The organism is uncultured Mucilaginibacter sp., assembly GCF_903893715.1.
In the GTDB taxonomy this organism is placed as follows: Bacteria; Bacteroidota; Bacteroidia; order Sphingobacteriales; family Sphingobacteriaceae; genus Mucilaginibacter.
On record NZ_CAITNG010000047.1, the window covers coordinates 134,230 to 149,438 of the forward strand.

12 protein-coding genes are annotated in these 15,209 nt (G+C 42.6%); 6 read left to right on the top strand and 6 right to left on the bottom strand.

Translation table 11 applies throughout. The features are described from left to right. The first annotated feature begins 88 nt into the window (after positions 1 to 88). Positions 89 to 1,369: a PAS domain-containing protein gene (locus QZX97_RS06505; protein WP_295655562.1), complete on the top strand. Its 1,281-nt coding sequence runs from the start codon at positions 89 to 91 to the stop codon at positions 1,367 to 1,369. On the opposite strand, the gene QZX97_RS06510 is transcribed toward QZX97_RS06505, so the two are convergent. From QZX97_RS06510 to QZX97_RS06520, 3 genes are all read right to left on the bottom strand, one after another. Then, entirely contained in the window at positions 1,364 to 2,233 is an 870-nt protein-coding gene (locus QZX97_RS06510) for a flavin reductase family protein (protein WP_295655564.1), read from the bottom strand. The two genes, QZX97_RS06505 and QZX97_RS06510, sit on opposite strands and share 6 nt — an antisense overlap. Continuing rightward, positions 2,227 to 3,234 (bottom strand): fumarylacetoacetate hydrolase family protein, encoded by a 1,008-nt coding sequence (locus QZX97_RS06515; protein ID WP_295655566.1) that lies wholly within the window; start codon positions 3,232 to 3,234, stop codon positions 2,227 to 2,229. The genes QZX97_RS06510 and QZX97_RS06515 overlap by 7 nt, the downstream gene beginning before the upstream one ends. Positions 3,235 to 3,705: 471 nt before the next feature. Then, positions 3,706 to 3,879, bottom strand: coding sequence for a hypothetical protein (locus QZX97_RS06520; RefSeq protein ID WP_295664475.1), 174 nt, complete (start codon positions 3,877 to 3,879; stop codon positions 3,706 to 3,708). Between the two features lie 174 nt (positions 3,880 to 4,053). Between QZX97_RS06520 and QZX97_RS06525 the strand changes: the two genes are divergently transcribed. From QZX97_RS06525 to QZX97_RS06535, 3 genes are all read left to right on the top strand, one after another. Further along, on the top strand, positions 4,054 to 5,211 hold the full coding sequence (locus QZX97_RS06525; RefSeq protein WP_295655568.1) for a homogentisate 1,2-dioxygenase: 1,158 nt from the start codon (positions 4,054 to 4,056) through the stop codon (positions 5,209 to 5,211). Positions 5,212 to 5,342: 131 nt separating this feature from the next. Beyond that, on the top strand, positions 5,343 to 6,467 hold the full coding sequence (hppD, locus tag QZX97_RS06530; protein WP_295655570.1) for a 4-hydroxyphenylpyruvate dioxygenase: 1,125 nt from the start codon (positions 5,343 to 5,345) through the stop codon (positions 6,465 to 6,467). Positions 6,468 to 6,486: 19 nt separating this feature from the next. Continuing rightward, complete coding sequence (locus tag QZX97_RS06535) at positions 6,487 to 8,274, top strand: aromatic amino acid hydroxylase (RefSeq protein ID WP_295655572.1); 1,788 nt, start codon at positions 6,487 to 6,489, stop codon at positions 8,272 to 8,274. 36 nt (positions 8,275 to 8,310) lie between these two features. Here QZX97_RS06535 and QZX97_RS06540 read toward each other — a convergent pair whose 3' ends face one another. Further along, a complete protein-coding gene (locus tag QZX97_RS06540; RefSeq protein ID WP_295655573.1) occupies positions 8,311 to 8,652 on the bottom strand; it encodes a hypothetical protein in 342 nt (113 codons plus the stop codon). 992 nt (positions 8,653 to 9,644) lie between these two features. Here QZX97_RS06540 and QZX97_RS06545 point away from each other — a divergent pair. Continuing rightward, positions 9,645 to 10,676, top strand: a complete 1,032-nt coding sequence (locus QZX97_RS06545) for an acyltransferase (protein WP_295655575.1) — start codon at positions 9,645 to 9,647, stop codon at positions 10,674 to 10,676. A gap of 48 nt (positions 10,677 to 10,724) precedes the next feature. Here the strand turns inward: QZX97_RS06545 and QZX97_RS06550 are convergent, their stop codons facing one another. Together QZX97_RS06550 and QZX97_RS06555 are read right to left on the bottom strand one after the other, a co-directional pair. Continuing rightward, complete coding sequence (locus QZX97_RS06550) at positions 10,725 to 12,257, bottom strand: ATP-binding protein (RefSeq protein ID WP_295655577.1); 1,533 nt, start codon at positions 12,255 to 12,257, stop codon at positions 10,725 to 10,727. A 7-nt stretch (positions 12,258 to 12,264) separates the two neighbouring features. Continuing rightward, a complete protein-coding gene (locus QZX97_RS06555) occupies positions 12,265 to 13,401 on the bottom strand; it encodes an FIST N-terminal domain-containing protein (RefSeq protein ID WP_295655579.1) in 1,137 nt (378 codons plus the stop codon). Between the two features lie 496 nt (positions 13,402 to 13,897). On the opposite strand from QZX97_RS06555, the gene QZX97_RS06560 reads away from it, so the two are divergent. Continuing rightward, a complete protein-coding gene (locus QZX97_RS06560) occupies positions 13,898 to 15,139 on the top strand; it encodes a nucleotidyltransferase family protein (protein WP_295655581.1) in 1,242 nt (413 codons plus the stop codon). The last annotated feature ends 70 nt before the right edge of the window (positions 15,140 to 15,209 follow it).

The window sequence follows — 15,209 nt, forward strand, 5'->3', positions numbered from 1 at the left end:
AATAGTTTACTTTTTCTGGTCGACGAAAATATTCTGTAGATTTATAGACTTGAGAAGCTATTTTCAACACTCCCTAATTGATAATAATTTGAAGCTGTTTCACCTTTTTTACGAACTCTGGTTAAAACTTATTGGCAAGCGCGAAGAGTTTCCGCTCGAATTTCGCATCTATCATGCGGTGCTCATCATTACCGCCTTAAACTTATCGTACAATATTTGGTTTAAATATTATGTTGGCTTAACCGAGGGGTCATTGCTGGCTGCTATCTTCTTATTGGTTAATATATATCTGTTTTACATTGCTCGCTTTAGCCGGCACGCCGGCAATAATGTATTATTGTTTACCGTTGCCGGTAATTGCTTGTTAATAGCAAACTTTTTCATCAATTCGGGTATCAACGGTCCATCGCTTGTTTATGCGGCTACTTTTGCACTGTTGCTTATTGCTATATCGCCTGCCCACAAACAACGTTTACTCGTGATTGTCAATTTTGCAGTTGTGGCTGCATTGCTTTATATGCAGTATGCCCACTCAGGCTTTTTTATAGTTCCGCTCATCAGCCTGCGCGCCAGGTATGTTGATATTGGCATTGGCTATCTATTTGCTATCGGCATTATTTATTTCGCCATGCGCTATGCCCGTAAAAACTACAATCTCGAAAAATCATCAGCCGAAGAAAAAGCGCGATCCATAGTTGAACAGCAGCAGTTTATCATCGACCAAAATACTGAATTAGAAATCCTTAACGAGCGCTTTGGATATGTTACCAAAGCAACTTTTGATGCCATTTGGGATTGGGACATGGCAACCAACGAATTATACTTGGGCGAAAACTACGAAACTATTTTCGGGTACCCCGATGATGCTACTCGCGAAAAGAGTCAAAATTATTCGTTATGGCAAAGCAGAGTGCACCCTGATGATACAAAACGGGTAGTAAAAACCCTGCGCGATGCAATTAAAACTCCTACCAAGCAGTTTTGGCAGGAGCAATACCGCTATTTAAAAGCAGACGGCACTTACGCCTATGTAATGGACCGCGGTTATATGATACGCAACGCCGACCAAAAAGTGGTAAGAATAGTTGGTGCCCTGCAGGACATTACCTCATTCAAAGAACAAGAGTTTCGAATCATCCAGCAAAACGAGAGTTTGAAAAAAATAGCCGATATTAACTCTCACGAGCTTCGCCGACCGGTCTCTACTATTTTGGGCCTGCTGCAATTGATTGAAAACGAAGATGTTAAAAATGAGTTGCACAGTCAGTTGTTCGAATACATCAAAATAACCACATTGGAGTTGGACGACATTATCAAAAAAGTAGCCGATAATACCGACGCCTCGAAAACGCCCCAAGCGCTACTATAAATCAGCGGCCAACAAAAGCAATAACGCTTCATCAGGCTTTCCCCCGGCAATCATGCTTTGCGCCGCTATGTGTAATTCCCTTTCAGTTAAACCGACAGGATTTTTGTGTTCTTTAACATAAACGTCAACAATAGCCTTGTCGGGAAAGCACGTGAGGTTGCCTAACTGCCCCAAATCATTCCCGGTCAATATCTTTGAATGGCGAATTGCTTCGGGTAACGCATCTATCCCAATACCAATCTGTGTATTTGGTTTAGGCACCTTAAACAGGTTTTCTCTATTCGCCCGGCAATACCAGTCGCCGCCCATGCGGGCCACAAAATCGGTTTTCAACTGGTCAATTTTACCGTTCGTATCCAATATGCTTTCGCTGATGTGCATCAGCTTGATTTCGGCTATTACCAAATTCCCTGCACCACCTTTATCGCCTAATGGTATCACCCTGTTCACAATGCACTCAAACTGTACGGGCGCTTCGGCCACACGCGGCGGTTTTATCAGTTGCGATGGCAGTTCCGTAAAGCCGGCTTTGACAAACTCGTTCACACCCTTCGGGTACTCTACGCTCGCCAGCGATGTTTGCTGCACCATATCATAACTCACCAGGTTGATTACACACTCCGGCACCTCTAATATATTGTCGAGCGTATGCTTGGTGGTATTGTCGCGCCCTCTTCGCGACGGCGAGAATACGCATATCGGCGGGTTGGTGCTGAAGAGGTTGAAAAAACTAAAGGGGCTTAAATTTACGTGCCCGTCCCGGTCAACCGTCGAAGCGAAACAAATCGGTCTCGGCACAATGGCATGTTGCAGATAGTTTTGCCGGTCAGGTAAAGAGAGGTCGGCAACGTTCAACGTCAGCATACCTTGATCTTCTTTTGGTCCAATATCGACCAATCCGAATGTGCCCTGCGGATGGTATTGCTCAATATGCCCAACCCGGTAATTTCCATGTCGATAATGTCTTCGTCCTGCAGCCATTGGGTCTTGTAATTCGGGTCGTGCAGCAAACCGGTGCCGTTTAGTTCCAAAAAGCAGCCCGTGCCTACCGTGCCCGAACCAATCACATCGCCGGGCAACACATCGCAACCGTACGAGCAGCGTTCAATAATTTCGGCAAAAGTCCAGTCCATGTCAGCCATCGTACCGTCGGATACCTCGATGCCGTTCACCCGGCATTTCATTCTCAGGTCGTAGGCATTGCCGGTATGGCCCGACTTGGCAGGTACTTTATAAGGCTCCAATTCATCCGGCGTAACCAGCCAAGGCCCAATCACTGTCGAAAAATCTTTTCCCTTCGCAGGGCCGAGGTTTAGCAGCATTTCTTCCATTTGCAAGGTTCGCGCACTCATATCGTTCATAATCATATAGCCTGCTATATAATCGTCAGCATCGGCGGCCTTAATATTACGACCCTTTTTATTGAGTACAACAGCTACTTCCAATTCAAAATCAAGCTTCTCAAAATGGTCGGGCATACACTCAATTTCGCCGGGCCCTTGTATGCTGTTATGGTTGGTAAAATAAAAAATGGGGTATTCGTCAAACTGGGGTATCATCTCCACCCTGCGGTTACGGCGCGCGGCGGCTACGTGCTGACGGAACGCGTAGCCATCCCTGCACGATGAAGGGTGTGGTACAGGTGCAATGATTTCAAAAAATATTTCTTCCTTAGCAGCTAACTTATCATAGTTAATATCGTGCGCTACCTTTTTGGCCAATAGCATAATTTCTTCGCCGCCCTGCAAAAATTCGTTCATGTTATCGGGTATCAGCTTATTGCAGCTGTTCAGGTTGTAGATGTGCCCGTTCACAAAAACACCCAGGTGTTCACGGTCTTCAGTTTTGTACGAAACTAATTTCATATCGAGGTCGGTTTATTGGTTAATCGTAAGGTATTCTCTGATTTTAGGTTTTTACGACTTTGATAATCGCCGCCCTAAAACCACCGGAATACATGGGTAAATATGGGTATTTTTACAATCATTTTTCATCCCAAATTATCAAATTCGCAATTTTTATTTTTTGTCGATTTCCGGATTCCATTTCACATCTTCCATCATTATGGGTATTTATGGGTGTTGTGAATTTTTTGTTTCGTACTATTCGATTTTTAAATTCACATCTTCCATTTCACATCTTCCGTCTTCCATCATTATGGGTATTTATGGGTGTTTGTTACAATCTAAAAATTACCTTTTACTTCTTAACGCTTTGCGCTTAGCTCCATGCGCTTTGCTAATCACTATGGGTATTTATAGGTGTTTCATTTTTATTTCGGATTTTTTTGATTTTGAATTTCACATCTTCCGTCTTCCATTTTACATCTTCCATCATTATGGCAACAATCCATACAATATACCATTTTTTGCCCGCATCGGCAAATTATTACCAAGAAAATCCCATTCAAACATCCTGATATAATCAAAAAATCCCTCTTGCAAACCAAACTTTAATAGCTTAAATTTGTTCAACCAATTAGCATGAACGCCAATATCTGTCAATACCATAAACAAGGGGTTATATCCAGTGATGTCGCAGCATCATTCCGCTTTGCTATGCTATCGAAGATTGTCTTCGCCCAATATTCGTGCTAAGCCTGCTTTAGGCCATCCCCGTATTTGTCATTCTGAGCCCGTCGAAGAATAATCAGACAATTTTTCATACAAACCTTTATAACCATTATGCCTATTTATCATTCATTGGGAAATATCCCGCATAAGCGCCATACCGTTTTCCGAAAACCGAACGGCGAACTCTATGCCGAAGAATTGGTTTCCACCGAGGGTTTCTCCAGCCTGTATTCGCTGGTGTACCATTGCTACCCGCCAACCCTGGTAAAAGAGCTGGGCGAACCTTACTCTGTAGAGCCCAAAATAGCCCGGGCCAAACACCTCAAACATACCAGTCTCATCGGCTTCAACATCCAGCCCGAAGACGATTACCTAAAAAGCCGCAAACCCGTACTGGTAAACCAGGACCTGCACATATCACTGGCCGCGCCGCGCAAATCAATGACGGATTACTTCTTTAAAAATGCCCAAGCCGACGAGGTGATATTCATCCATGTAGGCTCAGGAACATTGAAGACCGGATTTGGCGACATCAAATTCGCCTATGGCGATTACCTGGTAGTGCCCCGCGGTACAATTTACCAAATGGAGTTCGATACCGAAGATAACCGACTGTTCATTGTCGAAAGCTTTAGCCCTATCCGTTCGCCAAAACGTTATCGCAACACATACGGGCAACTCATGGAACATTCGCCCTATTGCGAGCGCGATATCCGTCGCCCCGAAAACCTGCAAACACATGATAAGCATGGCGATTTCAAAATACTCATCAAAAAGCAAGGTTTAATATATCCGTACATCTACGGTACGCATCCTTTCGATTTTGTGGGTTGGGACGGCTTCCATTACCCTTGGGCCTTCTCCATTCACGATTTTGAGCCCATTACCGGCCGCGTACACCAACCACCACCGGTACATCAAACTTTCGAGGGCAATAACTTTGTTATCTGCTCCTTTGTGCCGCGCAAATATGATTACCACCCGCAGTCAATCCCCGCACCATACAACCATAACAATGTGGATAGCGACGAGGTATTATACTATGTGGATGGCGATTTTATGAGCCGCAAAAGCGTGGTAAAAGGGCAAATTACCCTGCACCCCGGTGGCATACCGCATGGTCCGCACCCGGGTACGGTCGAAAAGTCGATAGGCAAGGAGCGCACCGAAGAACTGGCCGTAATGATAGACCCCTTCCATCCGCTAATGGTAACCGAAGATGCGATAAAAATAGAGGACGAGAATTATTATAAAAGCTGGAGTCACTAAAAAAATAAAAATCATGTCATTGCGAGGCACGAAGCAATCTCAGAGAAAGGTAAACGCCCTGTACAGTTCGCGACCCGTCTCAGCGATTGCTACGTCGTTCCTCCTCGCAATGACAAAAAGGAACACAACCCATGGAAACACAAATTCTTCAAAATAAAACAACAACGGCAGATTTCCTGCCCCTAAACGGTACCGACTACGTGGAGTTTTATGTAGGCAACGCCAAACAGGCGGCGCATTATTATAAAACTGCCTTCGGCTTTCAAACCCTGGCCTATGCCGGGCCCGAAACAGGCTTACGCGACCGTGCTTCATACGTTTTGCAACAAGGCAAAATACGTTTAGTGCTCACCACACCCTTACATTCCGACCACCCAATTGCCGAACACATAAAAAAACATGGCGATGGCGTAAAAGTACTGGCCCTTTGGGTGGATGATGCTTACGATGCTTTCGAGCAAACCGTTAAACGTGGTGCCACACCATACCAACAACCTCAAACCATCCGCGACGAGTATGGTGAGGTGCGCACAAGCGGTATTTGCCTTTATGGCGAAACCGCGCACCTCTTCATCGAACGCAAAAACTATACAGGCGTTTTCCTGCCGGGATACAAAGCCGCGACATCTGCTTATAATCCTGCAGACACAGGCCTATTGTACGTAGACCATTGCGTGGGCAATGTAGGCTGGCACAAAATGAATGATTGGGTGAATTTTTATGAGGAAGTGATGGGGTTCCGCAATATCCTCACCTTTGATGATAAAATGATATCCACCGAGTACTCCGCGCTGATGAGCAAGGTAATGAGTAACGGCAACGGCTACGTTAAATTTCCGATAAACGAACCAGCCGAAGGCAAAAAGAAAAGCCAGATTGAAGAATACCTCGAATTTTACGAAGGCGAGGGTGTACAGCATCTGGCCCTGGCCACGCACGATATTGTAAAAACCGTTACCGAGCTGCAAAACCGTGGCGTAGAGTTTTTAACCGTACCAACCACCTACTACGACGAGTTAACCACGCGTGTTGGTAAAATAGATGAAGATTTGGAGCCCTTAAAGCAACTCGGCATCCTTGTCGACCGTGATGATGAGGGATACCTGTTGCAGATATTCACCAAACCTGTGGAAGACAGGCCAACCGTGTTTTTCGAGATTATTCAGCGCAAAGGGGCAAAATCTTTTGGTGCGGGAAATTTTAAGGCACTGTTCGAAGCCATCGAACACGAGCAGGAGTTGAGAGGGAATCTTTAAACGAGTACGATATACAACTATGTCCGACAGCGATTTTAACGACTTTAACAACGCGCAGGTGGCGGCCTTGCCCAAACATCTGCGCCAATACATCGTGCCGCAGCATTATCAGCACTATACCCCGGTCGATCATGCCGTTTGGCGATACGTGATGCGGCAAAACTATAGTTATTTAAAAGACATAGCCTACTATCCTTATATCCCGGGTCTCGAAAAAGCCGGCCTCACCATCGAAAAAATACCAAACCTGCAAGAAATGAACGATGCTTTGGGTAAGATAGGTTGGGGCGCGGTAACGGTTGATGGTTTTATCCCGCCAGCAGCCTTTATGGAATACCAGGCTTATCGTGTATTGGTAATAGCTGCTGATATCCGTACGCTTGCCCATATCGAGTACACACCGGCGCCCGATATCATTCACGAGTCTGCAGGCCATGCACCCATCATTGCCGATAAGGATTACCACGAATACCTGAGTTATTTTGGTTCGATAGGGGCAAAGGCCATGTATTCTGCACAGGATTATGAATTGTACGAGGCTATCCGCGCACTTTCCATCCTCAAAGAAATGCCGGATGCCAATCCCAAAGCAACTGAAAAAGCCGAAAAGCAGGTGGCTTACTGCCAGGAGAACATGGGCGAGCCATCCGAAATGGCACTGTTAAGCCGCCTGCACTGGTGGACGGTGGAGTATGGCCTTATCGGGACGCTGGAAAACCCCAAAATATACGGTGCCGGATTGCTATCCTCTATCGGCGAAAGCGCTACCTGTATGGATCCCGCGGTTACCAAACTTTGGTACAACAAGTACACTGTAAATTATCCCTACGATATCACCAAACAGCAGCCGCAACTCTTCGTTACCGAAAGTTTCCAAAACCTCATCACCGTACTCGAAGAGTTTGCCAATACCATGTCGTTCAGGGTAGGGGGCAGTTATGGTTTGAAAAAGGCTATAGCTTCCAAAAACGCGTGTACAATAGTGTACAGCTCAGGCTTGCAGGTATCCGGCGTATTTACTGATACGGCTTATACCAATGATACTCAACCCGGCATGGTCAAAACCACCGGGCCCACCATATTATGCTATGGCAACAAGCAGTTGCCCGGGCATGGCAAAAACTTCCACAAAGATGGTTTTAGCTCGCCTGTTGGCAAGCTGAGAGGACATAATAAACCCTTAGAAAATTTTAGTTTGCCAGGTCTCGAAAAAATAGGCATAACCGAAGGCCAGGAGGCGAAGCTTGAATTTGATTCGGGTATTGTGGTAAACGGTATGGTTAGGAATATCCATGTGCAAGGCGTTAAACCTATCATTATCACATTCGAAAAATGTACCGTTACCGGGAAAAATGGCGAACTCTTGTTCGACCCGAGTTGGGGAGTATACGATATGGCCGTTGGCGAAAGTATCGTGTCAGTATTTAGCGGCGCTGCTGATAAAGATGCCTATGAAGATTCGGTTTATGTGCCAAAAACAAAAACGCATCACGCTAAACTTGATGTCGCAACTGTCGCCCTGCACCATTTATATTGGCAAGTGCGTAATTGCCGCCAAACACAGCGTGATGTAGATATATTGCCTTTGATATGGCAACGCTTAAAAACCGATTACCCCAACGACTGGCTTTGCGCTCTCGAAATATTGGAGATTCTCGAACAAGAGGAACAATACTCAGGCACAGCAGAAAACATCCGGCAGGCGCTGCAAACCAAAATGGTACAACAGCCCGAATTGCGAAAGCTGATTAAAGATGGCTTGTATTTGATAACGAACCCGGCCGAGCAAAAGCTGATGGTAAAATAGCCCTAAATATTTCAGGGCCGTTTTTATCGGTATACCTTATACGTAAGCCGATACGTGGGTAGTCTTTATAGTCAGGATAAAGGTTTTGCCAACGCTTATTTTCACTTGTTTGTCCTGCAACATGGTTTTGATGGCCTCATCGCCCTTTAAGGCTTCGTAAAGGTCGCGCGCCACTGCCGAACCGCTGATGTTATTGGTTACCCTGCCGTTTTCCATAGCGATATTGAACGAGTAGCCCGACTTTCCGCGGTCGCCCGCCGATTCAAAATCGGTAATGTTCAATTTAAAACTTTGGTCTTCGTTCAGGCTTTTTTTCAAATGCAAACGAATAACGGGGATGTATTTTTTCCAGGTGGTTAAATATTGTCTTTCTTCCATGCTATCCTACAAAGGTATCATATAAAAATAGAATGCCACTACTTAATTTGCGTGGTGCCTTAAATGCAGCTTAATGGCAAAAAAACCGACACAAAAAAAGGCGGACACCAAACAGGTAACCGCCTTTATTATGAAGCTAATAATTTATTAGTTTTCCATTGCTTTGTGAGTGTGCTCCCTCTTAGGTGTAACAAACAGAGGTAAAATAATAACAGCAAATAACACTACAAATTCTAATACAGTTGTCATGGTTTTAATTTTTAATTGTTTTAAATTCTTTTAATTCTAATTTTTTTGAACCCTTGTCATCTTCACTTGATAGGTTGATGACACGCATTCTCGAGAGGGGGTGCGCTAAAAACATGCCACTAAAAATACGGTTGCCAAAAGCCTGGTTTTGGCAATAATTGGCGATTTTTAAAATTGCCTGAATTTTTAAAATAGGATAAAAAATGAGGCATTTTTCAAATTTTTCTATTCATTTTAACTTTTTTGGTCAAAAAAAAAGATCAAAAAACAGAAAAACACCTTTTTTTAGGTAAAAATCAGGTTCAATATCAAAAAAAAATCAAATTGGGATTAAAAACGGACATTGTGCTTTTTATAAAAAAGTTAACAGGCTAAACATCTCATCTTAGAAAAATATCGCTCGGGCATTTTGATCTTCCGGCTAATCGGCAAGCTCAATAAAGCTGAAATATTTCCGCTTAACTATTTTAAAATTATTTTACGACAATTTGTCATAAAACATGACATTTGATAATTTTAAGACATTTTGGCTGAAAAAAAACTGCCAAAAGCCTGTCAATTACCGATTTTTGACCAAAATCTATAATGTTTGCTAAAAAAATGGGGTATGCCAAATAATTTTATGGGAAACATAAAAAGTGAGTACTATTATTGTCATTTTGTGATTTTGAGGGTCGCATTTTAAAAATTAAATAAAAATCAGACCCTTGCGATAATTTTCCTAAATTGCTGCTCAATTATTGATGGAACTACAAAAAGACTTTAAAGTAAATAATTTCGACTTGTTAAGGTTACTGGCAGCCACCGAAGTTATATGCGGCCATTACTACGACCATATCAGCCACGCCGGCAATCACCGGCTTATCGATATCATGTTTTCGTTCCCGGGTGTTACCATTTTCTTTGTGATAAGTGGTTATTTGATTTCCGCGTCGTTCGAACGTAATAGTCAATTTAGTAATTACATCCGTAACCGTATCCTTCGTATCTATCCCGGTTTGTGGGGTGTTATATTTGTCACGTTAATAGCCATATCACTAACTGGCATCAGCTTTATAAACAAACAGGCTATGGCCTGGCTGCCCGCGCAGTTGGCCGGCATTATATATACGCCTGGTTTCTTAAATAATTACGGATTTGGCTCGTACAACGGCAGTTTATGGACCATCCCCGTCGAGCTGCAATTTTACTTAGTATTACCGCTCTGCTATCTCTTCGCACCAAAAAAGTTAACCAATTATTGGTTTTCCGTCCTTTTTATCGTGTTCTCGGCCATCTATTTTATTTATCAGCTCGATAATTTTGGCCACGTAGTCAATAAGCTGTTACAATACTCCTTTTTGCCACACTTTTATATGTTTTTGCTGGGCGTAATATTCCAGCGCCTGCGCATTTTTCAGTCAAAGTTTATTTATGGTAAGGCGCTATACTGGTTGGTCGGCTACCTGTTGATATGTCTGCTGCCCCTCGGCGACTATTTTAACACTATCGCTTTTGCATTTGCCAAAAATATCATTTTAGGTTTTACAGCGATATCCATGGCCTATACTTTACCCCAAACGGCCAAAAAGCTGCTCCGCGGTAACGATATCTCGTACGGCATCTACATTTACCACGGCCTGCTGTTAACCATTATTGTACAAATGAAATGGCAGCCAAACATTAACCTTGCAATGGTTATCGCGGCTGCCTATGTATTAGGCTACCTTTCGTGGATATTCATCGAGAAACCTTTCATCAAACGCAAAAAGCAAACCATTAAGGCAGGGGTTTAGTTTACTTTAAAGGAACCAGACACGGCAGTAAAAAATCTATTAAGCTTATTAAGCCCCCACTTGCGCATAAGCGGCTATCTTACGATAAAGCTCGTCGGGGTTAAACGGTTTGCTGATATAATCGTTCATGCCCACAACAAAGGCCTGGTCTTTGATGTCCAGCATGGCCGATGCGGTAAGAGCAATAATGGGCAGGTCCTGATACTTTTGACCGGCCAGTTTGCGTATGGCAACGGTGGTTTGGTAGCCATCCAGTTCGGGCATTTGTAGGTCCATCAGTACCATATCGTAGTCGTTGGTTTGTACAAGGGTGAGCGCTATCTCACCGTTTTCGGCAACGTCGCATTCCACATCCCAAAGCTTCATGTATTGTTTGGCCAATATTACGTTTATCTGGTTGTCTTCGGCTATCAGCAGTTTAACACCTTTTAAGCTTTTGGTTTCAACACGCAATTGGTTGCTTGGGTTGTTGCTCATAAACTTCATCGGGCTGTTCTTTATTTTCAAGGTAAAATAAAAAACAGAGCCCTTGCCCAATTCGCTCTTCACCTTGATTTCGCTACCCATCAGTTCGAGCAATTTCTTGGTGATAGTAAGCCCTAAACCGGTGCCACCAAACTTACGGGTAGTATCGGCGGCGGCCTGCGTAAAGCTTTCAAATATATGGTCTATTTTTTCCGGTGCTATGCCTATTCCGGTGTCCGATACTTCAAAATCTATCAGTGTATAACCTTCCAGCTTTTTGTTGAGCGATGCCACAATGGTAACCTTGCCCTCTTTGGTAAATTTTACGGCATTGCTAATCAGGTTGGTCAATATCTGTCCAAGCCTAACAGGGTCGCCTTTTACTACATCAGGTAGGTCATGGTCAATCAGTAACTTTAATTGGATGTCTTTTTCGCTGGCCTTTTGCAAAAGTGCTAACCTGATATTGCTTACCAGGTCTTTGATGCTGAAATCTGCTTCTTCAAATTCCACCTTACCGGCTTCAATTTTGCTGAAATCCAAAATGTCGTTGATCAGTACCAACAGGTTTTCGGCCGAAAATTTTAACAAGCGCAGGTACTCCATTTGCTCGGGCCGGGGCTCCATTTGAAGTAGCAGGTGCGTAAAACCAATTACCGCGTTCATCGGTGTCCGTATCTCGTGGCTCATGGTCGACAGGAACTGCGATTTGGTCATGGCAGCCCGCTCGGCTATTTCTTTCGATTCGATGAGTTGTGTTTCCAACTCCTTTGCCTTGCTGATCTGTTTCTGCAAAAACTGGATAATATGGATTAGGTCGTTCTCGTTCGAGCCGTTCATGTCCATTATCGAATCGGGCGAAAGCGAACTGATTGCTTTTTTTATCTCCGATATCGACTGTTGTTTTATTTCGTTTTCTTTATAAAGGTTGTTATAAACCTCCTGATACTCGCGTTCGCTAATAGTAAAAGCATGTTCAGATATTTTTTTGGCTTTCTCAAAAGTATGGTAAGAGTTGCTGATGCTCTCCAAAAACTCTTGAATAGCAGGATCATCCAAATACCCTTCGGGTAATTGTTTTTTTATCTGCTTGCCTAAAATAGGGTGAAACTCCATACCTTAATTATAGTTCGGTAAACGTTGTAATGGTCATGGTTTGGTTGTGCAGTTCGCATTGGCTGCTTTGGTTAAACGGCGATATTTCGCCATATGAGTAAAAACCGGTAATAGCCGTATTTTTACCTAAAACCTCTTTTGCCGCTTCAACTTCTTCATCGGTCCTGTCTTGCAATATCAATTTACGACCAACACAACTGATTAATATGGCCAAATCGGGGTCATGGTCTTTAATGCTTTTAAACGAACTTTCCGCGGCTGTCGCCGAAGCTTCTATCAGTTTGTCGAAATTTGCTTTCATCAGCCTTACCTTGCTTCCTTCGGGCAGGTTGCCGGCAAAAGTCATCGATTTTTCGTCCTCGCTCAAACTTAATATAGTACGCACCAGGTTTTTGTCCGATCCGTTTATGCGGATAGATAGCGGGAACAACAGGGCCGATCCAGGTAGTTCGTCCACATAGTCGCCTAAATATTGTTTGTAAAGGTCCAGGGCGTTTTTATCATCTATTTCGTATAATACGTTTTTGTCCGACTTGGTAATCACACGCTCGTGTCCAAATTCGTCCCATCCGCCAAACGAACCATGGCCAATAGCCAGGTCCTTACCATAAAAACCAACAGCAATCACATTGCCTTGCGATGGAACTTCGTTTAGGCTGGTAAATGTTTTTTCAAACCTCGCGGCGTCGCCCGCTAACCCACCGGTAACAGGCACATTGTGTGGATTATCGTTGTTAAAGCCATCAACCAGTTCGCTGCCGTTTATAAAAGCACCGTCCGATATCGCGAATATGCAATTCAGGTCTTCACCTGCCAGTTGTTTCATAAGGAAGTTACCTGTTTCAAAACTGTTGCTGTGTTTACTGATGTTTGTTTTTACACATTTAACTTTTGTTTTTTCAAATTGTATGGCTGTTACAACAGCACTGTTATCGTAAACGGAATCGTTAATTATTTCGCCCGCAGTCGACGAGAAAACAACATCAGCTTTAGGGTAAGTAGCCTTTAAATGGGCATATATTTCTGGCTTTGTTATAACTTCGGGTGCACCAAATACCAAAACCAATTGGCACAGATCAGGGTTTAATGCTGATGGGAAATCCTTCCATGCATTGTTTAAAAAATGGTGTTGTCTGGTCTTCATTTTAGGTTTAGTTTAAATCGTTCTTATATCGGGGCCTCACAATTATAATAAAACTACTGAATATTTATTGAATCAAACCAAGTTTCGGAAAAAAAATTAATTTTTGATTAATCATTTAATTTATTTAACCTTCTGTTTCCAAAAATGCGTATCAACAACAGACGACTTTCTTTAATAAACATTTAGCAAATCTAATTTATTTAAACTCTAATTGGCCCTAATTCGTTTCGTGGCTGCCTCTGTACGGGCATTGTTTCTTGATATGTTTGTACGCAAAAAATAAAGGAAAGTTATTGTTGTTTATGACGTTGTTTTCCAAATTCTTGTGAAAAAGAGCCCCATCGTTTCGCCCTGAAATTAAGCCCGCTCGATAGATCCCGATAGAAAGACAATTTATATATTGTGTTGATAATTTACCGAAAGTAACTACATTTAACTCGGCGTTAATTATTAATTAAGCGGCATATCCCCTTTTTGACTGAAAAAACAACGACTCATGATTGCTATTGATGAAATTAAGAAAAATCATGGTACCGAAATGGCGGCAATTATATTGTGCTGCCGTTTTTTTTTCAAAACATCAACTATCGATGAGTTAAAGGGTTTTATTTCCGATAACGACGTTGATTGGTACGCACTTGTTCGTTTGGCTTTGAAACACCGTATCAGGCCAACCATTTATAAAATCCTTCATTTGCTAAACCTTCCGCCCGACATAAAGGTCCTTATCTACCATCAACAAACGGAGATCACAAAGCTAAATTGGAAACAAGCTATAGAAACAGAGCGGCTTATTTTGCTTCTGGCCCAAAATGGTATCGAAGCGGTTCCTTACAAAGGGGCGGCTTTTTCAAAACAATTTTTTGGCGATTTGATTTCGCGGGAAAGCAGCGATATCGACCTCGTTATCAAATCACAAGACTTAGAAAAGGCGATAGCTATTTTCAAAAATGATGGATACCTGCCCGAAATTGATCATGTATACAAATATTTGGGAGAAGCTTATTGTTCTTATTATAAAGATTACAACTTAAATAAGTTTAAAAATGGTATAAGGGAGTTTCATGTTGAATTACATTGGGCTATTGGCGAAAACTACCTTAACATCAACAAAAATGTAAATGCTTTTATTAACCGGTGCAATAGCCAAATTGCATTGGTCAAATATCCTGTTAAGGCCTTGAGCCAACCCGATCACTTTTCGGCAATATTGGTTCACCATGGCATAAAAGATACATTCAGATATCTAAAAAACATTGTTGATCTATGCCAGGCAATACAACAACTCGATGTGCAAAAGGCAATGACTTCAGTAAAAAGCGATTTTGAAACAATCAAATTGTCAAAAGTATTGGCTGTAGGTAATTTTCTTTCCATTCAGTTAATGGGGGTTGCAATGTATCAGCCGCAGTCATTGTTAAACAATAACAATACAACAGATACTTTTTTTATTAACCAATTATGTTCAGGTAATGTTTTGGGGGCAGAAGATACAAGTAACGTGTTTTTATGGATAAAACGACGAGCCCTGTTGCAGGATTCATCACTGCAACAATTTAAATTCTATTGGGTGTCGTTAAAATACAGATTTATACCTGGAGAGGCTGATTTTGACGTGATACAGTTACCCAGGCTTGTTTTTTTTATATATTACTTTATGAAACCCTTCAGGTCGTTGATAAAACCACTTGACACGGTGGAAAAGAAACAAAAATTGATACCTGCCGATCAACGTTAATGAGTTTTATACATTCATTTTTTGTTATTTGCATGCGGATAGAAAATTGGCCTTAAATTCGCGAGGATTA